The 21,168-nt window shown below is 43.6% G+C and carries 17 protein-coding genes; 12 read left to right on the top strand and 5 right to left on the bottom strand.

All coding sequences use genetic code 11. The annotated features are described in order from the left end of the window. The first annotated feature begins 107 nt into the window (after positions 1–107). Positions 108–830, top strand: coding sequence for a DsbA family oxidoreductase (locus tag JOJ89_RS17680; protein ID WP_029566646.1), 723 nt, complete (start codon positions 108–110; stop codon positions 828–830). Positions 831–1,397: 567 nt separating this feature from the next. Here JOJ89_RS17680 and ald read toward each other — a convergent pair. Both ald and JOJ89_RS17670 read right to left on the bottom strand, forming a co-directional pair. Further along, positions 1,398–2,528: an alanine dehydrogenase gene (ald, locus tag JOJ89_RS17675; protein WP_029284106.1), complete on the bottom strand. Its 1,131-nt coding sequence runs from the start codon at positions 2,526–2,528 to the stop codon at positions 1,398–1,400. A 140-nt stretch (positions 2,529–2,668) separates the two neighbouring features. Continuing rightward, complete coding sequence (locus JOJ89_RS17670; protein ID WP_203288711.1) at positions 2,669–3,898, bottom strand: sporulation transcriptional activator AdeR; 1,230 nt, start codon at positions 3,896–3,898, stop codon at positions 2,669–2,671. Positions 3,899–4,178: 280 nt separating this feature from the next. Here JOJ89_RS17670 and JOJ89_RS17665 point away from each other — a divergent pair, with 280 nt between their 5' ends. The 4 genes from JOJ89_RS17665 (at position 4,179) to JOJ89_RS17650 (ending at position 11,980) form a co-directional block, all read left to right on the top strand. Further along, on the top strand, positions 4,179–5,582 hold the full coding sequence (locus tag JOJ89_RS17665) for an alanine/glycine:cation symporter family protein (RefSeq protein ID WP_035319416.1): 1,404 nt from the start codon (positions 4,179–4,181) through the stop codon (positions 5,580–5,582). 356 nt (positions 5,583–5,938) lie between these two features. Beyond that, positions 5,939–10,465: a cell wall-binding repeat-containing protein gene (locus JOJ89_RS17660; RefSeq protein ID WP_242524717.1), complete on the top strand. Its 4,527-nt coding sequence runs from the start codon at positions 5,939–5,941 to the stop codon at positions 10,463–10,465. 71 nt (positions 10,466–10,536) lie between these two features. Then, on the top strand, positions 10,537–11,289 hold the full coding sequence (locus JOJ89_RS17655) for a (S)-benzoin forming benzil reductase (RefSeq protein ID WP_203288699.1): 753 nt from the start codon (positions 10,537–10,539) through the stop codon (positions 11,287–11,289). 148 nt (positions 11,290–11,437) lie between these two features. Then, the gene (locus JOJ89_RS17650; RefSeq protein ID WP_203288697.1) at positions 11,438–11,980 is read left to right on the top strand and encodes a hypothetical protein; all 543 of its coding nucleotides are present in this window, start codon (positions 11,438–11,440) and stop codon (positions 11,978–11,980) included. A gap of 112 nt (positions 11,981–12,092) precedes the next feature. Here the strand turns inward: JOJ89_RS17650 and JOJ89_RS17645 are convergent, their stop codons facing one another. Next, entirely contained in the window at positions 12,093–12,566 is a 474-nt protein-coding gene (locus JOJ89_RS17645; RefSeq protein WP_203288695.1) for a helix-turn-helix domain-containing protein, read from the bottom strand. 186 nt (positions 12,567–12,752) lie between these two features. On the opposite strand from JOJ89_RS17645, the gene JOJ89_RS17640 reads away from it, so the two are divergent. After that, the gene (locus JOJ89_RS17640) at positions 12,753–13,286 is read left to right on the top strand and encodes an HD domain-containing protein (protein ID WP_203288693.1); all 534 of its coding nucleotides are present in this window, start codon (positions 12,753–12,755) and stop codon (positions 13,284–13,286) included. Positions 13,287–13,355: 69 nt separating this feature from the next. Here the strand turns inward: JOJ89_RS17640 and JOJ89_RS17635 are convergent, their stop codons facing one another. After that, positions 13,356–14,861, bottom strand: a complete 1,506-nt coding sequence (locus JOJ89_RS17635) for an esterase/lipase family protein (RefSeq protein ID WP_203288691.1) — start codon at positions 14,859–14,861, stop codon at positions 13,356–13,358. Between the two features lie 183 nt (positions 14,862–15,044). Between JOJ89_RS17635 and JOJ89_RS17630 the strand changes: the two genes are divergently transcribed. Then, positions 15,045–15,266: a YuzF family protein gene (locus JOJ89_RS17630; protein WP_029284087.1), complete on the top strand. Its 222-nt coding sequence runs from the start codon at positions 15,045–15,047 to the stop codon at positions 15,264–15,266. Positions 15,267–15,339: 73 nt separating this feature from the next. On the opposite strand, the gene JOJ89_RS17625 is transcribed toward JOJ89_RS17630, so the two are convergent. Then, entirely contained in the window at positions 15,340–15,894 is a 555-nt protein-coding gene (locus JOJ89_RS17625) for a TVP38/TMEM64 family protein (protein ID WP_203288690.1), read from the bottom strand. 417 nt (positions 15,895–16,311) lie between these two features. Between JOJ89_RS17625 and JOJ89_RS17620 the strand changes: the two genes are divergently transcribed. From JOJ89_RS17620 to JOJ89_RS17600, 5 genes are all read left to right on the top strand, one after another. After that, positions 16,312–16,725 (top strand): MerR family transcriptional regulator, encoded by a 414-nt coding sequence (locus JOJ89_RS17620; RefSeq protein WP_029284081.1) that lies wholly within the window; start codon positions 16,312–16,314, stop codon positions 16,723–16,725. Positions 16,726–16,809: 84 nt separating this feature from the next. Next, positions 16,810–18,147 (top strand): hemolysin family protein, encoded by a 1,338-nt coding sequence (locus JOJ89_RS17615; RefSeq protein WP_029284079.1) that lies wholly within the window; start codon positions 16,810–16,812, stop codon positions 18,145–18,147. 448 nt (positions 18,148–18,595) lie between these two features. Beyond that, on the top strand, positions 18,596–19,744 hold the full coding sequence (locus JOJ89_RS17610) for an AI-2E family transporter (protein ID WP_203290378.1): 1,149 nt from the start codon (positions 18,596–18,598) through the stop codon (positions 19,742–19,744). 105 nt (positions 19,745–19,849) lie between these two features. Then, on the top strand, positions 19,850–20,071 hold the full coding sequence (locus JOJ89_RS17605; RefSeq protein WP_029284075.1) for a spore germination protein: 222 nt from the start codon (positions 19,850–19,852) through the stop codon (positions 20,069–20,071). 88 nt (positions 20,072–20,159) lie between these two features. Then, a complete protein-coding gene (locus tag JOJ89_RS17600; protein ID WP_203288689.1) occupies positions 20,160–21,128 on the top strand; it encodes a LacI family DNA-binding transcriptional regulator in 969 nt (322 codons plus the stop codon). Positions 21,129–21,168: the final 40 nt, after the last annotated feature.

The raw sequence follows: 21,168 nt of genomic DNA, 5'->3' as shown, positions 1-21,168 counted from the left end.
GGCAGTTTGGGTAAGATATCCAATGGGAGATTAAAGTCAATGCTTCAGTTCTGCTCTTTTATGATGATTATGCTACGATAGAACTATCTTTGAAATGAGGTGCTGTGATGAAAATTGAGATTTGGTCTGACTACGTCTGCCCATTCTGCTATATAGGGAAAAGAAGGCTGGAAGAGGCACTTGAGTCTTTTCCGCATAAAGAACACGTGGATGTCGAGTTTAAAGCATTCGAACTTGATCCGAATACTCCCCTGAAAACGGATCAGACGATTCATGAACAGCTTGCTGCCAAGTACGGCATGACGGTTGAACAGGCAAAAGAGGCAAGCGCCAATGTCGCCGGTCAGGCGAAAAGCGCAGGCCTTAATTTCCGGTTTGAGAATATGAAGCCGGCGAATACGTTCGATGCCCATCGCCTGGCAAAGTACGCTGCTTCAGAAGGCAAAGAGAAAATGATATCAGAGAAGCTGCTCCAAGCTTACTTCACGGACTCAAAAGACATTTCGGACCACGGAGTGCTCGCAGATCTCGCCGAAGCATCAGGAATGGAGCGGGAGAAAGCTCTTGAAATCCTGGGCGATAAAGAAGCTTTTAGCGGTGAAGTCCGCGGAGATGAAGCGGCTGCGCGCCAGTACGGCATCAGCGGGGTCCCGTATTTTATCATCAACAATAAGTATGCGATTTCAGGTGCTCAGCGAACAGAAACCTTCTCAGGCGCCCTTGCAAAGGTGTGGGCAGAAGAACAGGCTGCTTCAAAGCTGCAGGACCTTTCGGGCGGAGAAGGCGATGTATGCGGCGATGACGGCTGTGATATTGCAGGAGAAAAATAAGCGGTGGACGACTCGTGTTAGAAGCGGGTCGTTTTTTAATGCAAAAAAGAAAATGCATCCTTATAAAAACGGGATGCGGAAATATAGGGTATCAAAACTCGAAAATGCTACCCTATAAAAACGGGATGCGGAAACATGGGGTATCAAAAAGAGAGAATGCATCCTTATAAAAATGGGATGCGGAAATATGGGTACTAAAATGGAAGAATGAATCCTTGTAAAAATGGATGCTGGAAATATGGGGTATCAAAACCCGAAAATGCTGCCCTATAAAAACGGGATGCGGAAATATGGGGTATCAAAAAGAGAAGATGCATCCTTATAAAAATGGGATGCGGAAATATGGGGTACTAAAATGGGAGAATGAATCCCTATAAAAATGGATGCGAGAAATATGGGTTATCAAAACCCGAAAATGCTGCCCTATATAAAAGGGGTGCGGAAATATCGGGTATCAAAGAGAAAATGCATCCCTATAAAAACAGACACCAAAAATACAGGATACTAATGCATGGCCGAATTCATAGAACCCAAAAAAACCGGCCTAAAAGGCCGGTTTCATCTTTATCAATTAACCGCAATCTCTTTATCAAGAGCTACATCAACTGGTACATAAGTGTAGCCAAGGTCGCGTGCTACGGCTTCATACGTGATGTCGCCTTTTGCTGCGTTTACGCCGGCTTTCAAAGCTGCGTTTTCGGCAATCGCTTTGTTGACGCCTTTGTTTGCAATTTGCAGGGCGTAAGGCACGGTTACGTTTGTAAGAGCGAGCGTAGATGTTCTTGGAACAGCTCCTGGCATGTTGGCAACTGCATAGTGCACAACACCGTGTTTAACGTATGTTGGATTGTCATGAGTTGTAATGTGGTCAACAGTTTCTACGATACCGCCCTGGTCGATGGCAACGTCAACGATGACTGAGCCTGGTTTCATGGATTGAACCATCGCTTCAGATACTAGAGTAGGAGCTTTTGCACCCGGAATCAGCACCGCGCAGATTAATAGATCAGCTTCTGCAACTGCGTTTGCGATGTTCACAGGGTTTGACATCAAGGTTTTGATCTGGTTACCGAAGATGTCGTCAAGTTCACGCAGTCTGTCTGCGCTAAGGTCGATGATTGTTACGTCTGCTCCAAGGCCGATTGCCATTTTCGCAGCGTTTGTTCCTACAACACCGCCGCCGATGATTGTTACTTTTCCGCGGCTTACGCCAGGGACGCCCGCAAGCAGAATGCCTTTTCCGCCTTTAGGTTTTTCAAGGAACTGTGCACCGATTTGTGCAGCCATGCGGCCAGCCACTTCACTCATTGGTGTAAGCAGAGGCAATGTGCGTCCGGCAGACACCGTTTCGTACGCAATAGCAGTAACCCCTTTGTTTTTAAGCGCTTCTGCAAGAGCAGGCTCAGCAGCTAAATGCAAGTATGTGAAAAGAATTAGTCCTTCGCGGAAGAAGCCGTATTCAGATGGCAGAGGCTCTTTTACTTTCATCACCATTTCAGCAGCCCAGACGTCTTTCACGTCTTCTGCAATGACTGCACCGGCAGCAGCATAATCTTCATTAGTGAAACCGCTTCCAATTCCAGCGTCCTTTTGTACAATCACTTTATGTCCAGCAGCTGCAAATTGTGTAACCCCGCCAGGAGTTAACGCTACTCGGTTTTCGTTGTTTTTAATTTCTCCGGGAACTCCAATAATCATTGAAATCCTTCCTCCTTTTGAAGAAGCCTTAAACTGGCTTTTCTCTCAAATGTGTTGATTTCCTGACATCAGTATAAAGCGTTTTCTCACACATTTGTTTGTTTAAAAAAGAGAAAGGATTTCGGATCATTTGTGAAATTTCACAAATTCATTTTATCGAGCTTCAGGCTGAGATAAATCGTGATTTTCTGATTTGGATTCCGCAGATCAAGCTCTGCGATTTGAGAGATCCGCTTCATTCTGTAGCCAAGTGTATTGACATGAACATTCAAGGCTTTTGCAGCTTCATTCACATTGCTGTCTTTATCTAAATAAGTTTCAAGCGTCTCAACCAGATCCGTGTGATGAACCTGATCATATTCCTTCAGCCTTCTCAGTGAATAGTGAACAAACCCTTCTTTTTGCTGTTTTTCATGAAGCAGATCTAAATACTGATAGATGCCAAGCTCTGAAAAACTGTTCAAGCCGTCTGTTTCTTCAGTAAACCGCTTTTTTATGTTTTGGACAGAAAGAGCCTCTTTGTAGCTGAGTTCAATTTGATCAATTTCGCGGTAAATGCTTCCGATTGCTGCTTTCACACGGTCAATTTTAAACCGTTCTTTCAGCTGAAGAATGGTCCAGTCGACAAACTGCTTGATGTCATAGAGGGGCTGATCGCTTTTTGGCGAAAGCAAGACAATCAGCTCGTTCTGATCAAGAGTAGAAAGCAGCACGTGTACTTGCTGTGTCGTCTGCAGCAGATAGTTGATCTGTTTTTCAGTCGGCTCTTTGATCTCCTCGCTGAAGCGGAAAAGAACGACAGAATGCTGGGAAGGAGGCGTGACGCCAATTTCATAAAAGCCATTAAGGATCTCCTCTTTTTGCTGAATATGCCCAGTCAGCAGCTTCCAGAAAAATTCCTGGTTTCTTTCTTCTTTTTTGGATGTGCGGTTATGGAAATTCAGCAGCTTCCCTTTTACAACCTGGGCTGCCTTTTTTAAGAGTCCGAGTTCTTCGTCCGTAAGCTTTTTATCAATTTCAAGGGCCCAAATAAAGCCAAGCACTTCTTCGTTTTTCCAGATGGAAATGGCAATCCGGTTCCCGAGTCCTACTTCATCAATGTTTTTAACACGGATTGGGTCATCTGTCTGGAGGAGCATAGGGATCGTGCCGTCCTTCCAGAGGCTGTTGATGACCTTCTCCGGAACCCGTCTGCCGATAATGGTGGAAATCCGGGCCTGGTCTGTGCAGTCATCATGTGTACTGTAGGCTAAAAGCCTGTGGTTCACATCTTCTATAGTAATAGGACACTGCAGAACTTCACTGATGCGGTCTGCTACATCTTCAAGTCTGTCTGAATGGTGGTGAAAAGGATCTATTGAACGGTTCATCTGAAAATCACCTGCTTTTTACGTTTATAAATATTACAATGAAATATTATTCTATCTTATCTTTCTGAAGGGTTTATTTTAAGCGAAAAAAATTGGTACTTTTTTAATTTTGACAACGGGGACCCTTATGGATATTATGTAACTAGCCTTTGTAAAAATCAACAAAAAGGATGTACTTGTTTTATGGAATTCAACAATTACATAGTAGTATCTTAAAATTTATTATAGTGATATGATGTGAAAGCGTTAACAAAATGACACAGCACAGGGGTGACAGCACATGATGGATATACTTTCAAAGATTAACGGGATCCTTTGGGGAACTCCAAGTTTGATTCTATTATTTGGGACAGGCTTATTTCTAACATTTGTTTTAAAAGGTTTGCAGTTTAGAAGACTGATTTATGCGTTTCAGCTGGGCTTTTCAAAAAAACACCAGGAAGATGACAGTGCTGAAGGTGACGTGAGCAACTTTAAAGCACTCATGACGGCACTTGCTGCCACAATCGGAAACGGAAACATAGCGGGGGTTGCAACAGCGATTACGCTTGGAGGACCTGGTGCGATTTTCTGGATGTGGATTGTCGGACTGCTTGGCATGGCAACGAAATATTCAGAGGCCCTGCTGGCCATGAAATACCGGGTTAAAAATGAGAACGGAGAATATTCCGGCGGACCGATGTATTATGTAGAAAAAGGTCTGGGGAAAAAGTGGAAATTTCTTGCGCTTGCGTTTGCCCTTTTCGGAGCATTCGCTGCACTTGGTATCGGAAACAGCGTGCAATCCAATACGATTGCACAGGTCATGGATGACAGCTTTGGAATTGGCGGGCTGACAACAGGTATTGTTCTTGCCGTTCTGACAAGCCTGATTATTTTCGGCGGTATTCAAAGAATCAGTACAGTTGCTAGTTTCTTTGTTCCAATCATGGCTTTTCTGTACATTGGAGGAGCACTGATGATTCTTGCCGTGAATTACGATCAGATCCTTCCTGCTTTCGGAACCATTTTCCACTATGCGTTTAATCCTGTTGCCGCTGCCGGCGGATTTGTCGGGGTTGCAGTGGTTGAAGCGATTCGAAGCGGAGTTTCAAGAGGAATTTTCTCAAACGAAGCAGGTCTTGGGACTGCCGCATTGATTGCCGGAAATGCTAAAGCAGATCATCCGGTTAAACAGGCGCTTGTGGCAATGACCGGTACATTTATCGTAACAATCATTGTTTGTACAATGACTGGTCTGGTACTTGTCATTACAGGTTTCTGGGATCCTACAGGCGGTTTGATTTCAGGCGTGGAACACAATGCTGCGCTTGACGGGGGAGCGCTGACATCAGCGGCTTTTGCATCTGCTCTTGGGGCAATCGGTGAATATATCGTGGCATTCTCCGTTATATTCTTTGGATTCTCAACGATCGTTGGCTGGTATGTCTACGGTGAAAAATGCTTTGAGTACCTGGTGGGCACAAAGGGAATTCTTGGCTACAGGCTGATCTACATTTTTGCCTGCGGGTACGGTGCTGTCGCACAGCTTACTGTTGTATGGGCATTTGCTGACATGGCGAATGCGCTTATGATGATTCCAAACTTAATTGCCTTAATCTTACTATGGAAAGTAATCGTAAATGAAACAAATGATTATTTTGAAAATCACTATAAAATGGCAGAATACAAGAAAGCCAGTTAAGAAGAGAAACGCGGACCCTGATGTCCGCGTTTTTTTAGGTCAATTTGTTCATTCATTTGAAAAAAACAGGTAAAAATTATTTACATTGTGTAAATGAATTGTAGTTTTTTTGCAAATCATCTGTAAATTCCTTAATATTTGACAAAAAAGTGATATATTATAAGGGTGCTAAATTACATGATTCGACCGGAGGTGTGCGTGAAGGCAAAAATTCCAATGGGTTAACATTTAGTTGCTTATTAAACATGTCTATGTAAGTAAACGCTTACATTATTGTGGTTAAAATAAGCCGGCCGAGGTTACATACGCTTATTTCATTATTTTATTCATTTTGAGGGGGAACCAGTTTGAAGATCATGAAAAAACAGCTGATCGCTCTGACGACGATTTTTGCTTTGCTTGTTTCGCTGATGGTGCCGTTTGGCGCACCGGCGCAGGCAGAAGGCAATATGACTGTTGCAGAAGCCATCGCGAATAATTCCGGCAGCGGAACAGTCGAAGGATACATTGTAGGATATACAGTCAGCGGTACAAATGTTGATTTTGAAGCACCGTTTTCTGCTGATACAAACTTTGCGATTGCTGACAGTGCAAGCGAAACAGATCTATCGAAAATTCTTCCTGTCCAGCTTCCATCAACTTTCCGAAGCAAATTTGGATTAATGACAAACCCTGCAAATGCAGGAAAAAAAGTGATTGTCACAGGCACACTTGAAGCCTATTTTTCAAAACCAGGCCTCAAAAACCCTACAGCCATGGAATTTGACGGTGAAACTCCTGAAGAGCCAAAGCCATTTGAAGGCGTTGAAGGACTCCGCATTCATGATATTCAGGGCGCAGGCCATAAATCTCCTTATGACACTCAAAATGTAAAAGCAGTTGAAGGAATTGTCACTCACGTTCAGGATGCAAGCAACTTCTTCATGCAGGATGCATCTCCGGATGACAATGCCAATACATCAGAGGCAGTTCTTGTTTACAAGCCGTCCCACGGTGTTAAAGAAGGCGACCTGGTTTCTGTAGACGGCCAAGTGAAGGAATGGGTGCTTGACGGCTACGCCGAGAAACTCCAGACTGACCTTGCGATGACAGAAATCAATGCCCAAAACGGCAATGTAACAGTGAAATCAAACGGACAGGCTCTCCCTGCTGCAGTTGTGATCGGCAAAGATGCCATCCCTCCTACTGAAGTCATCGATAACGACCAGTTTGGTACATTTGATCCTCAAGAAGACGGAATCGATTTTTACGAAAGCCTTGAAGGCATGCGCGTTTCTCTTGAAAGCCCAACAGTGACAGGCCCTCAAAAATATGGTGAAGTTACAGTTGTCACAGGCAAAACAGAAGGAAAAGCATATACGAAAGAGGGAGCACCTCTTCTTACAAAAGAAAACCAAAACCCTGAAAGAATGTTTCTGCTTCTTGATAACCGCAATTATGTTGCAAAAGCGGGAGATAAGTTCGACGGCACGGTAACAGGCGTTGTCAGCTACGGGTTCAGCAACTTTAAAATCCTAGTAAAAGAAGCAAATCTTCCAGCTTTAAATGAGCGTGAATTTACACCTGAAGTAACAACAATTGAAAAGGCTGAAGACAAGTTGACGGTTGCAGGCTACAACATTGAAAACTTTGCAGCTTCAGATGCTGAAAAGCGTGACAAGCTTTCTAAATCAATTGTTGAAAACCTGAAATCTCCGGACATCATCGGGCTTGTAGAAGTACTTGATGAAAGCGGAACGGCAGATGACGGCACGGTTAAAGCAGATGCAAACTATAAAGCATTAAGCGATGCTGTAAAAGGCTTCGGCGGTCCTGCTTATGCATGGACGGAAATCGCTCCTGAAGATAAAAAAGACGGCGGAGTTCCTGGCGGAAACATCCGTGTAGGATTCCTTTACAACCCTGAGAGAGTAACACTGAAAGAAGGAACAAAAGGCACGGCAACAGAAGCAGCTGCATATGAAAACGGTTCTCTGACTCTTAACCCAGGCCGCATTGCCCCGCAGGATCCTGCGTTTGCAGACAGCCGCAAGCCGCTTGCTGCAGAATTTACTTTTAAAGGCGAAGATGTTGTTGTCATCAATAATCACTTCAACTCTAAAGGCGGAGACGAGCCGTTATTCGGCAAAAAGCAGCCACCGGTTCTTGGCAGTGAAGCACAGCGCATGGAAATTGCCAAAATTGTCAACGAGTTTGTAGCTGATATTCATGCTGAAAACGAAAAAGCAAATGTCATCGTAACAGGTGACTTGAACGACTTTGAATTCTCAGCTCCTCTTCATACATTAAAGGGTACTGAGCTTACAAACCTTGTAGAAACACTTCCTTTATCTGAGCGCTATACGTACTCTTATCAAGGAAATGCACAGGTTCTTGATCACATGCTCGTGTCAAACCGCTTAGCTTCAAAAGCTGAATTTGACATTGTGAACTTCAATTCTCCATATATGGAAGAGCACGGCCGTGCAAGCGACCATGATGCATATGTAGGACAATTTGATTTAAAAGCAGAAACGAAAGATGAATACAATCTTTCCATCATGCACACGAACGATACACATGCTCATGTAGAGAAATATCCTCAGCTGTTCACAGCTGTGAACAAGTTCCGCGGAGAAAAGGACAACAGCCTTCTTGTTGATGCGGGAGATGTTTTCTCAGGTACATTGTATTTCCGTCAATACCTTGGTTTAGCGGATCTTCACTTTATGAATCAGCTGAACTTTGATGCGATGACACTTGGAAACCATGAATTTGACAAAGACTCAAAAACGCTCGCAAACTTTATTAAAGAAATGGAATTCCCAATGGTTTCATCTAACGTCAACGTTAAAGATGATGCAGATCTTGGACCTCTTTTCAAAGATGAAGTGGCGTCACCTGGTGAAGGCGGAAACATCTATCCTGCCATCATCAAAGAAATCGGCGGAGAAAAAGTAGGGATTTACGGATTAACAACTCCGGATACAGCTTTCCTTGCAAGTCCTGGAGAAAATGTTGTATTTGAAGACGTTGTTCAAAAATCCAATGAAACAATCAGCAGACTGAAAGAAAAAGGCGTAAATAAAATTGTTGTTCTTTCTCACTTGGGATATGCACCAGACCTTAAACTTGCTGAGGAAGTGGACGGAATTGACGTAATTGTCGGCGGTCACTCCCACACGAAGCTTGAAGCTCCTGTTTTAATCGAAAAAGAAGAGCCGACAGTTATCGTACAGGCTGGTGAATACCTGAACTTCCTTGGAATGCTTGATGTAACCTTCAACAATGAAGGTGTAGTGACAGGTCATAACGGATATTTAGAAACACTTGCAAACTATGAAAAAGATGCACAAGCTGAGGCAAAAGTGCAGGAATACAAAGCACCTCTTGAAGAAATTAAGAATGAAGTGGTTGGAAATACATCAGTTGCCCTTAACGGACTTCGCGCTGATGTCCGCACGAAAGAAACAAACCTTGGAAACCTGATTGCTGACGGCATGGCTGCTAAAGCCAATGAATCTATTAAGACGCATATCGCCCTTCAAAACGGTGGCGGTGTCCGTGATTCAATCAATGAAGGTGAAATTACCCTTGGTGAAGTTCTTACGGTTCTTCCTTTCGGAAATAACCTTGTAACGCTTGATTTGACAGGACAGGAACTGCTTGATGCACTTGAGCACAGCGTCAGCGGAGTAGAAACAGGAGAAGGACGCTTCCTTCAAGTTTCAGGCCTGAACTTCAAGTACGACATAAACAAGCCAGTAGGAGACAGAGTCTGGTTTGCAGAAGCAAAAACAGATAATGGTTTTGAAGCAATTGATCCGGCCAAGACATACCGCGTGGCTACAAATGCATTTACAGCTGACGGCGGAGACGGCTACACAATGTTCAAAAAAGCAAAAGATGACGGCCGCATGACTGAGCTGTTTGTAGTGGATTATGAAGTATTCACTTCTTACCTTGCTAAGAACAATCCTGTATCTCCTAAAGTAGAAGGAAGAATTGTTCAGGCAGAAGAAGTAAAAGAAACTCCGGTAACGCGCATTGAAGGCAAAGACCGTTACAAAACGGCTGTTGAAATCTCGAAAAAGGGCTGGGAAACAGCGAAAACAGTTGTAATTGCACGCGGAGATTCTTTCCCTGATGCACTAGCTGGAGCACCGCTTGCCAAAAAGTTTGATGCACCAATTCTATTAACGCAAAAAGATGGACTGAATGCTGCAGCAAAAGCTGAAATTAAGCGTCTAGGAGCTGAAAAAGTCATCATTCTCGGCGGTAAAGAAGCAATCAGCAATTACGTTAAAAACCAGCTGCAAGGTATTGAAAACGTTGAAAAAGTACAGCGCATTGGCGGTAAAAACCGCTTTGACACAGCTGCCAACATTGCAGCGAATCTTGGCGGAGACCCAGAAAAAGCGGTAGTTGTTAACGGAAGAAACTTCCCAGATGCACTGGCTGTTTCGTCTTACGCAGCGAAAATGAAGTATCCAATTCTTTTGACAGATGCTGAAAATCTTCCAGCAGCATCTACTAAAGCATTAAAAGGAATCGACAGTGTCATTGTTGCCGGCGGAGAGAATGCAGTTTCTGAAAAAGTATTCAAGAAGCTGAAAAATGCTGAGCGTGTTGCAGGGAAAGACCGCTACGCGACAGCAGCTGAAATTGCCAAGAAACTGAACCCTTCAAACAAAGTGTTCATTGCAACCGGCACAACTTTTGCAGATGCTCTTACAGGCTCTGTACTTGCTTCAAAACATGAAGCTTCTATGCTGTTAGTGAAGAAAACAGCTGTTCCATCTGCAACCAAAAATGCAATTGAAGCATTGAAAGCAAATGACTTCACGATCCTTGGCGGAAAAGAAGCTGTAGGAGAAGAAGTTGTAAACGAACTGAAGAAATGAGACCCATGCTGCCGGGAGGTGTTCCCGGCAGTTTTTTGATAGAATGTAAGGAGAAAGAAAGGAGCGGTAAAATGAACACTACGATTATTACAGGAGCTTCAAGAGGACTCGGGGAAGCAATTGTCAAACAGCTTCTTGCACCGGGCCATCACATTATTTATCTTTCGCGTTCAGAGAACCATTCCCTGAGACAGCTTGCATTTGAAAAAGACGCTGTTCTTCAATTCGTTCCATGCGATCTGTCAAATGCTCATCAAACAGAAGCGGCGATCACGGAAGTATTTGAAAAAATCAATTGGAATGATGCCGAACAGCTGACGCTCATTAACAATGCGGGAACGGTTCATCCAATGAAGCCTGTAGGAAAAGCGGAAGCATCTGAAATTGAAGCCCACATTCAGCTTAATTTAACAGCTCCGATGGTTCTAAGCCATGCTTTCGCAGCGAAAACAAAAGATCTTCCCGTGAAAAAAACAGTTGTAAACATATCTTCCGGTGCAGCAAATTATTCATTGTTCGGATGGAATGCCTATTCCAGCTCAAAAGCGGGCCTTGACATGTTTACAAAATCATTCGGTCTTGAACAGAAGCAGGAGAAGCATCCTATTACCGTTCTTTCTTTCTCGCCGGGCATCATGGATACAGAGATGCAGGGGAATATTCGAAGCACAAAGCCTGAGGATTTTGCGGATGTGGCAAGGTTTCAGGAGTATCACGAAACAGGAAAGCTCAGGTCAGCGGATTTTGTTGCAGGCGTCCTCCTGAATCTTCTTTTAGAAGAGCCTGAAAACGGCAGGATTTATGATATTAAAGAATTTCTATAAGAAGCTTCAGCACTCATTCATTGAGTGCTTTTTTATATCGTCTTCTTGCAGGCCATCATATTTTCACATGATTTCACACAATTTATTTCTAATGGTTTTCCTTCTGCCGGACAAGATAAGACTAATCAGCAAAAAGGAGTGATAAACCATGGGAAAAAGAAAGTGGCTGTTAATCCTTTCGGCCGCCGGACTGCTCTTGTCAGCAGCGCCAAATGTTCAGGCAGAGAAAGCAGAGAGCCGTCATCACGAAAAGGAAGAGTGGATTGCGGAAAGAGAAAAAAGGGATCAGCAGCTGCTGAAGCTTGCGGATAAATACTCACCCGAAACAAAGAAAGAGTGGGAGGCTGTGCTCATCGAAAGAAAGCAATTAATCGATAGGATGAGGAAGCAGGGATTACACAAAAGACATCATCACTTCAAAGCTCAAAGGCAAAAAGAAATCGCTGAGATGAAAGAGAAAGTAAAGAACGGTGAAATGACAGAAGCGCAAATGAAGGAAAAAATAAATTCGTTCAAAGCGAAAAGAGAGCAATTCCAGCTGAAAAGAGCTCAAGCACGAAAACAATGGGAGGCTGCCGTCAGAAGCAATGATGGGGCAAAAATAAAAGAGCTGCTCGATGCCAGACTTCAGTACATGAAAAAGCATAATGAAGAAATGAAGCAGGTGCTGGACAGCGGGCCTGCCCGTTAAATGGAAAGAGGGCTGCTTTTTGGCAACCCTCTTTTTTTCTTCAAAAATAGTGATTATTTCTATGCCAAAATGTTTTCAGCCGCATATACTTAATAAAACGCTGGCCTTGTACTTATTGGCTTGTTTTCACGGGAGAATCTCCCGTCAATTCGGTCCATTTTTTGTCCAATTCATCTTTATCAAAAGAAGAAAACCAGCGGTAATCATCATGGTCAATGATTCTATAGTGAAAACTGATGACATTTTGCTGCAGTTTATACTTGCTGCTGCTTGCAATATCTCTCCACCATACTTTTCCTCCCATCGTCTTTTCTTTGCGGGAATGAATTTTCTGGTGGGCAACCAGCTGAACAACATCGAGAGGATCCCCGCCAATTGCGGAATGAAGTGCGGCATTGTCTCTGAAAAGGGTGCAGAGAACGACGATTGTCGCCCAGGATGCCTCCTGCCGTCCTTTTTCAATTTGCACAAGTGTTTTTTTAGATAGGCCGAGCACTTCAGCCATTTCTTCTTGTGTATAGCCGCTTTCTGTTCGGATGGAAAGAATTTTGCCTGATAGTGCGGAAATCAGTTCATGTTTTTTCATAGATCCTCCTCAGCTCATCTTTTAGTGTAATTCTACACGAAGAGTTTGCCTAAATCTATCAGGAACAGGAAGATTATGTTATGCAATGTAACAGGATTGTTGCGGCTGCATGAGTAATATGATAATGTATATAGAAATATTTTTAACGGTTCCGTTATTTTCATTATTTTTCAGGGAGGAGATTACATGCGAAATGTCACATTGACAGAGGTTTATTCCCATCCGATTGCTCAAAAATATCTGCAGCGTTCAGGCTTAGCGCATGCAATTGCAGTAACCTGTCATGCATATAAATTAGCGGTGAAATACGGGGTGAATCCTGATTTAGCGACGAAAGCAGCCCTTCTCCATGATATTGGACATTATGAATGGTATACCGACGGAGAATGGGATTATGAAAAGTATAAAGAAAACGATATTCATGCCATTAAAGGGGCAGAGCGCGCCCATAAATTGTTGATTCGCCTGGGAGAAAATCCCCAGTCTGCAAAAGAGATTGCCCTTGCGATCCTGCTGCATACAGACTCCTATCTTCCTGAAGGTTCATTGAACCAAAGCACCCTTCAGAAAGTTGTCAGATTAGCGGATGAAATGGATGAAGAGCCAGGCGGTGGGCATCACTACCGTAAAATAAATGAAATGACAGCTTTGAAGACCATTCAAAAGCTGGATGAAAAAATAGACCGGCTGCCGAATTCTTCATTAAAAGAATCCGTTTAATGTGTATTGATCCTGCTGTCTTCTGCAGCAGAAAAAAATCCACCAATGAAACTGGTGGATTTCAGCTGGTTACTGAACAAACCATTTCCCGTCAGCGTCAACATACACCGATTTAATAAAAGTCCGTTCAATGATTTCTCCTTTTTGTGTTTTCCCTCGAGCTTCTACTGTAATGTTATAGAGACCTTCCTGCGCTAAATGAATTCCTGCTGAAGTTTGCTGTTTTGTTTTCGTTAGTTTTTGTGAACGGATTTTCGTTTTATTTTTATATTGATCAATGGTAATAGTTGCTTCCGTTTCTTTTAGAGCCTTTGCCGAATTTATTTTAAAAGAAATTTTCTGGTTTTGCTTTGAGAGCGGCTGCATGGAAATGGCGTCATGATTATCTGAGCTGTAAGAGACGTGCAATAAATAGGCTTCTTTATCTTGATTCTGTGCAGTGAGCTGCCATTTTCCGCTTTCAGGCAGCGTCAGGACAGCCTGATGATGATACGCTCCACTGAAAATTCCATCAGCTGCCGCTGTTTTAAATGATGTGATGACCTTCTTCCCGTCAGGTGAGTGAAGAGAGAGCTTTGTTTGTTTTGAGCTGCTCAGCCAGTCAACGGTTACTTTCCTTACACCGTCTTCTGCATAGAATGACTCCTGCTTGACTCCAGAGAACTCGCCGCCTCTAATGTAGAAGGCAGAAGAGGCATTTGAAACAGATACATCTTCGCTATTGCTGGTTGCGAAGGATGCTGTTCCTGCCGTTCTTAAATACGGTTCAAATAGAAGAAACGTGGAGCTTCCTTTATTTACAGAATAGTGGTCCCAGCTGCCGGTTTTAATCTCCCTGCCGTATCCGAGGCGTGAAGACTGTACCGTCACAGCTCCATCATTGCTTCCATAGGAACTTAAATACAGTCCTCCCCAGTAAAGCGAAGATCCGAAGCTTCCCCATTTCGTTCCTCCGAATGTGTAAATCGGATTTTCCCTTGAGTTCGCATGTGCATCTGTCTGTGTTCTGAACTGACTCATATATCCTGTCTGAAGCGAATAGACAGCATCGTTTTTGCTGCCGAGTATGCCTGAGAGCCATCCCGCCCAGCTGCTGTAGGCAAGATCTGCGAGCTGTGAACCTGAGTGCGGGGTGGACAGAGTGATTAAATTGCTCACATATTGATGGGCGCCGTAATGAACCAGAGCTGATTGCGCATCAATTCCCCCTTTGCTGTGTGTGACAAGGACGAGCTTTTTACCCCCGAAATACTGGTAGATTTCGCTCAGCTTCTGTGAAAGAAGTGCGCCGTTGTCCCACATGTTCTTAGTGGGATATAAATCAACAAAGGCTGTCTGATAGCCATTTGCGAGCGCAGTGCTGTACATATCATTTCCGTTCCACCACGTGTTTGACGAGCTGTTTAGTCCGTGCACAAAAACGACCGGTGATTTAGAAGTGTTTTGTGATGACGGTGCATCGCCAACATACCATTGGCCAGGCGTGCCTGTATAATCGCCGCCAAAAGAGCCCGCATATGTACTTCCCGGCAAGATGAGCAGAAAAACAGCAAACAGCAAAATCCACTTTTTCAAGTTCCATCTCCTCCTTCTTTATGAAAACCTTTACAAATATATGGATGCTGTTTTCAAAAAAGAAGAAGGCCATTCAGCCTATTTTCATGCTAGTCCGGATTTTTACTCGCGGGCAGCTTTTTGTATTAAATAGGTAAATGCCTTCATATAGTGTCAGTGAACTTCAGAAGAGGATGTGACACGATGCAAAACCAATCACAAGTACCGCAAATGATTACAATAGTGGATCCTTATGTTTTCCAGACCCTTCAAAGCGTGATCGGAAAAACCCTTGTCATCCAAACGGTCAGAGACAGCACCCGCGGCGTGCTGAAAGATGTAAAGCCTGATCATATCGTGCTTCAGGCGGGAGATTCGACGTTCTTTATCCGCATCCAGCAAATCGTTACGATTATGCCTGATTAAGATTTGGTCCTTCTAGGGCCTTTTTTATTTTCCATAAATAACAAAAGCTGCAGGGGTCATCCGCAGCTTTTCTCTAGTCGTTTATTCTTTTCTTCATCCATATTCCGGCGAGGATCAGCAGAGCGCAAGTTACAAGAAAGAGCTGAACGCGCCATCCTGCATTCAAAACCTGATGCACAGCAAAGCCCTCTATCAGGATTGCCGGTATTTTTCCGAGAAAACTTGCTGCCAGAAACGTTCCTGCGCTGACGCTGCTGTAGGCAGCTGCGAGTGTGATTGCCCCTGAAGGAACAAAAGGAAAAATCCGCAGGGAAAGAATGACAAAAAAAGCGTCTTTCTCTGTTATGCCGGATAGCTTTTTTAATACAGAGCTGCTGTGAACAGACGTTTTCTTACTTAAGAAGCGGAAACCTTTCCTGTAGACATAAAAGCTTACCATGACACCAATGACCTCACCCGAGAAGGAAAGCATCAGTCCATTGATCAGCCCGAAGAAAGAAAGGTTTGCCGCCGTAACAAATACACTTGGAACAAATGCCAGGAGGCTGATTGCTGTATTGGCAAGAAGGCTGATAAGAAAAGCGAAAGGACCGCTTTCCTCAAGCCATGCGAGTAAAGTATCTTTCATGAGTTCACCGCTGTCTTTTGAGGTTATAAAGAATAAGTGTAATGGAAATGAGTGAATTTTTAAAGGGATTGCGGGTGATTACTCATTTCGCGGTGTCCAGCTCCGCCTTCCAGTCCTTCCGTCAGAACAAAATCCCCGAAAAAGTCAAACCCGGACTTTTCCGGTGATTTCTTTTCTGCCTGTCAGGGCTAAACGGGCGATTCCGCTTTTCGCGGTGTCCAGCTCCATCGCCCAACTCCTCTGTCAGAACGGAACCGCCGGCAAAGGCAAAAAGCGCCTTTACCGGCGTTTCCTCATCTGACTCCCGGAGCTAAACGGGAGATTCCGCTTTTCGGGTAAACCAGAACGTTTGACTGTACACTTAGATTAAAAGTATAATAGATGTAACTATTTAGATTGGGGTGATAAGATGGGGCATTGTATCGAATAGGCGAGGTAGCAAAGCTTGCAAATGTTTCTAAGAGAACGATAGATTACTACACTCAAATTGGACTGCTCCATGCGGACCGTACGTCTGGGTCTAATTATCGCCTCTATTCGGAACAGGCGCTGGATGATATTCACTTCATTGAAGAATGCAAGCTCTTCAATATGTGCCTTCAGGATATTAAAGATAGACTGGAGCTGAAACGAAGCCAGACAAATGAAGAAGATAAGCTTTTGAAACAAGCTGAAATTCTTGCTTCTCACATGAAGCAGCTGGACCATGAAATAAAAGAATTAAAGCCGATATTTGATAAATTAAACGGTGAAAACCAGGAGATGATCGCGAGCCGTATATCTCCGCAGAGAATGGCACTCATACAGTCTTTAATGGTTTTGCTTCATTAACATTTATAGAATTCGGCTGAACATGCATGAACTTACTATTTTAGGAGGTGACTCCTTATTCTCCACCGGGGGGATAAGGGTGTTTTGGACATAGTTAACTTGATATTCGTGGCGATTTTAATTGCTTTAACAGCTTTTTTCGTTGCATCAGAATTTGCGATTGTTAAAATTCGCAGTTCACGATTGGATCAATTGATTGCAGAAGGCAAAAAAGGGGCAGTTGCTGCCAAAAAGGTAACGACACATCTCGATGAGTACCTTTCAGCCTGTCAGCTTGGTATTACGGTTACTGCTTTAGGACTTGGGTGGCTTGGTGAACCTACGGTAGAACGTCTTTTGAGACCTGTTTTTGATAATTTCAGCATTAACGAGTCACTCTCGCACGTTCTGACATTTGGTATTGCTTTTGCTTCTGTTACGTTTCTTCACGTTGTAATCGGAGAACTTGCTCCTAAAACAGTAGCTATTCAGAAAGCTGAAGCTGTTACATTGCTGTTTGCAACTCCTTTAATCTGGTTTTACCGTATTATGTTCCCGTTTATCTGGGTATTGAACGGATCAGCGCGTGTCATTACGGGACTCTTTGGATTAAAGCCTGCTTCTGAGCATGAGCTTGCCCATACTGAGGAAGAACTGCGCATTATTCTTTCCGAAAGTTATGAGAGCGGGGAAATTAATCAATCTGAACTGAAGTATATGAATAAAATTTTCGAATTTGACGATCGTGTCGCAAAAGAAATTATGGTGCCGCGTACAGAAATTGTAGCTGCTTCAGTAGAAAAATCGTTCCAAGAAAACCTGGAGACGATGAGTATGGAAAAGTACACTCGTTATCCGGTCGTTAACGGAGACAAAGATCACGTCCTTGGCATGATTAACCTTAAGGAGATCTTTACCGATATTTTTTCACTTTCTGAAGAGGAACGGAAGAAAAGCACAATTGAGAAATATATCCGTCCTGTCATTCAGGTCATTGAGTCGATTCCGATTCATGATTTGCTTATAAAGATGCAGAAAGAACGTGTTCATATGGCAATCCTTGTCGATGAATACGGCGGAACGGCAGGCCTTGTAACAGTTGAGGACATCATTGAAGAAATCGTTGGTGAAATTCGTGATGAATTTGACCAGGATGAAGTGCCTGAAGTGCAGAAAAAAGGCGAGGGACATTACCTTCTTGACGGCAAAGTTCTCATTTATGAAGTTAATAATCTTCTAGGCCTTGAAATTGATGATGCAGATGTTGATACAATCGGCGGGTGGATGCTCACTGAGAATATCGATATTAAACAGGGTGAAAGCATCATCCTTGATGGCTATGAATTCTTCACAAAAGAAATGGATGGCCACTTGATCCGTGTTATTGAAATTTTTAAGCTTGAAGAAGCAGAAGAAGAAGAACTAATCGCAAAAGAGAGCTAATACAGCCATTGAAAATCCGAACTAAGATTCAATTAGTTCGGATTTTTCCTGTTTAAAGGGCTTTTGGGTGGCATTGTTATACCTTTTGGATGTGATGAACACTCAAAAGTGGCGACATTCGTGAGAGTGCCGCCACTTTTGCCATTGATGAATCCTCATTTGTGGCGTCATTCATGGTAGTGGCGCCACTTTTACCTGTGATGAACGCTCATTTGTGGCGTCATTCGCGATAGTGGCGACATTTTTGACTGTGATGAACGCTCATTTATGGCGTCATTCCCCAGCTGCTGTCAATCTTTCCAATCTTCCAGCTCCTAAACAAACACAGCCTATTTAATTAAACTAATTCTGACGCATAATCTTCATAAATCTTAATTTGACACCCAGTACATCACGTAGTACGTTTGAATCAAATAGGGTCTTTTTATGAGTAAAAGGAGGATGCAAACTGAACAGGTCAAAGGTTCATTTCTGGACCATCGAAATATTATTGCTGCTGCTGATCATTTATGTAAGTACAAAGGTTTCCTTTTTGTTTCAGCCGCTGATTATTTTTGCATCTACGCTGTTTTTCCCCATTTTGATTGCGGGCTTTCTCTTTTTTATTTTCAGTCCGGTTGTCAGGCTGCTTGAGAAAAACAAAGTGCCCCGGGGCCTTGCGATTCTGATCCTGTACCTCATGTTTATCGGGCTCATCATGCTGGTCATGTCGACTGCAGGACCGGTTGTCTCTCAGCAGATCACGGATTTATTTAAAAATTTCCCCTGGTATATGATTGAATTCCGGCAGTTTATCATGAATCTTTCTGAATCCAGGTGGTTCACGTGGATCATGACTCAGGAGTATGTCTCTATTGAAGAGACCATTTCTAAAGTAGAGAAATCGCTCGGCAATTTAACAACATCGCTCCCTGAGAGTATTACTTCATCCGTTTCGAAGGTGCTTGGGGTTGTCACAAATATCACACTTACTGTGATTACCGTCCCGTTTATTTTGTTTTATATGCTGAAGGACGGACATAAGTTTCCGGTGACTGCTGTTAAAGTCCTTCCGGCTGCATACAGACGCGAAGGAATGAAGATTTTTGAAGATCTCTATGACACGCTTGCTGCATACATACAAGGACAGGTGCTTGTTTCTCTGTTTGTCGGAACGGGATGTTTTATCGGCTATACGCTGATTGGACTTGACTATGCGCTCATTCTTGGAATCGTTGTAGCGATTGCCAACATTATTCCATATCTCGGGCCGTTTATTGGCGCTGCCCCTGCAGTGATCATTGCGCTGCTTGATTCTCCGACAAAAGCGCTGCTTGCTGCTGTCGTTGTGACAGTGGTTCAGCAAATCGACGGCAACGTTCTTTCTCCGCTGATCATTGGAAAGAGACTGAATACACATCCGCTTACGATCATTCTTCTGCTGATTGGCGCAGGAAGCTTTGGCGGCATACTGGGAATGATTCTTGCGGTTCCGACCTATGCTGTTTTGAAAGCCGTTCTCTTAAATGTCATCAGGCTGATCAAGCTTAGAAACCGGTACAAACGGGAGACGGCGAGCACCGTGCCTAAAGAGGATGAAACGAGACCTCCTGAATAACGAAAAGCGGAATCGCTCATTTAGCCCCCGGGTGTCAATACAAATTATCCCTGCATACATTGGCATAGGCAGATAAGAGTTATATACAGTAAAGGTGGAGATGTCATGCCGGCATTTGTGGGGCCGATTTTAATTCACGGGGTAAGAAGCAGCGGGGCTGTCAGCGTGGGAGATGTTTTTGCTTTATCGCCAAAGCACACGGACAAAGTCTTTTTCGGAGCGGGCGGTTTGAATACTGGAGACTTCAATGTGATTACGAGTGATAAAAATGCAACAAATCTTTTTGATTTTGATTTAATCGATCAGACAAAAGCATTTAACGGATAAGTAAGCACCCTCTTTCATGCAGAAAGAGGGTTTTCATATTTGATGGAATTGGGTATTAATCCGTATGAACAGTGGAAGAGGTGCTTACATGAATCGGTTAAATGAGATCGCAAAGCTTGCCGGCGTTTCCCGGCAGGAAGCAGAAGACGTGCTGCATGAGTATGAATCAAATGTATCTGAGATCAGCAGAACGAAAATTATGCAGGCTGCTGAATCTCTTCAGTATAGAGTTCCCAAGCTTTCCTCAAAACCTGCTGAAAAAGAGTACTCCATTGCCCTGGCTGTTTTAGATGATTCATCTGATGAACTTGAAAATCCTTTCTTTGCAGCGCTGCGAAAGTATGCGGAAGTTTATTGTCTAAAGCAAGGCATACATATTCGTGAGATTATCCGCAGAGAAAATATATCTGACAGTAAGAGAATGGCAGATGTAGACGGAGTTCTTGTGATTGGCAGGGTACAAGATGGCGACAGTGAGGCTATTGAGAAAGTGTCCCGCCAGTCAGTTGTTTTAACTGACTGGGACGGAGGGGCTGAAGGTGATGTTGTCAGCATTGACCTGCATCAAATGACTGAACTGGTTATTTCTCATCTGAAGGAGATGGGGCATGAAAAAATCGGCTACATCGGTGCGCCGAACTGGGGAGAGACCTTAAAGGATGAGCTTATGAAAGCAGGCCTGCTCTCTGAGGCGCATTTGTATTTGACAGATCCGCACGGAACAGAAGGTTACCGGATAATGAAAGAGGCATCTCAGAGCGGCAGTCTGGCAGATGCGTATATTGTTCAGAGCAGCGTCATGTCGCTTGCCGCCATCACGGCTCTGAGAGAAGAGGGAAAAAGGATACCGGATGAGGTGTCGATTGTCAGCTTTTATGATGTGCCGGAAGCCCATTATTTTGCCCCGTCCCTGACAACGCTTCATGTTTCTGCTGAGGAAATGGCGAAAGCTGCCTTGTCACTTCTCACGGATAAGATGACAAATCACAGGGATACCCCTTTAAAAATGCTTGTACCGGCAACGATGAAAATGAGAGAATCTACTGCTTCAAAATAAACATCAGGAAGGCCGCGGAGGAAAATCCCGGCCTTCTTTT

This window comes from Metabacillus sp. cB07 (genome assembly GCF_016839225.1).
GTDB classification, from domain to species: Bacteria; Bacillota; Bacilli; order Bacillales; family Bacillaceae; genus Bacillus_P; species Bacillus_P indicus.
The sequence above is the reverse complement of the archived record's forward strand: the minus strand, read 5'-3'. Positions and strand labels throughout refer to the sequence as shown.

Excerpts from the sequence above, each read along its gene's own strand:
- JOJ89_RS17680 (WP_029566646.1), top strand. The coding sequence starts at position 108 with ATGAAAATTGAGATTTGGTCTGACTACGTCTGCCCATTCTGCTATATA.
- ald (WP_029284106.1), bottom strand. The coding sequence starts at position 2,528 with ATGATTATTGGAGTTCCCGGAGAAATTAAAAACAACGAAAACCGAGTA.
- JOJ89_RS17670 (WP_203288711.1), bottom strand. The coding sequence starts at position 3,898 with ATGAACCGTTCAATAGATCCTTTTCACCACCATTCAGACAGACTTGAA.
- JOJ89_RS17665 (WP_035319416.1), top strand. The coding sequence starts at position 4,179 with ATGATGGATATACTTTCAAAGATTAACGGGATCCTTTGGGGAACTCCA.
- JOJ89_RS17660 (WP_242524717.1), top strand. The coding sequence starts at position 5,939 with ATGAAAAAACAGCTGATCGCTCTGACGACGATTTTTGCTTTGCTTGTT.
- JOJ89_RS17655 (WP_203288699.1), top strand. The coding sequence starts at position 10,537 with ATGAACACTACGATTATTACAGGAGCTTCAAGAGGACTCGGGGAAGCA.
- JOJ89_RS17650 (WP_203288697.1), top strand. The coding sequence starts at position 11,438 with ATGGGAAAAAGAAAGTGGCTGTTAATCCTTTCGGCCGCCGGACTGCTC.
- JOJ89_RS17645 (WP_203288695.1), bottom strand. The coding sequence starts at position 12,566 with ATGAAAAAACATGAACTGATTTCCGCACTATCAGGCAAAATTCTTTCC.
- JOJ89_RS17640 (WP_203288693.1), top strand. The coding sequence starts at position 12,753 with ATGCGAAATGTCACATTGACAGAGGTTTATTCCCATCCGATTGCTCAA.
- JOJ89_RS17630 (WP_029284087.1), top strand. The coding sequence starts at position 15,045 with ATGCAAAACCAATCACAAGTACCGCAAATGATTACAATAGTGGATCCT.
- JOJ89_RS17625 (WP_203288690.1), bottom strand. The coding sequence starts at position 15,894 with ATGAAAGATACTTTACTCGCATGGCTTGAGGAAAGCGGTCCTTTCGCT.
- JOJ89_RS17605 (WP_029284075.1), top strand. The coding sequence starts at position 19,850 with ATGCCGGCATTTGTGGGGCCGATTTTAATTCACGGGGTAAGAAGCAGC.
- JOJ89_RS17600 (WP_203288689.1), top strand. The coding sequence starts at position 20,160 with ATGAATCGGTTAAATGAGATCGCAAAGCTTGCCGGCGTTTCCCGGCAG.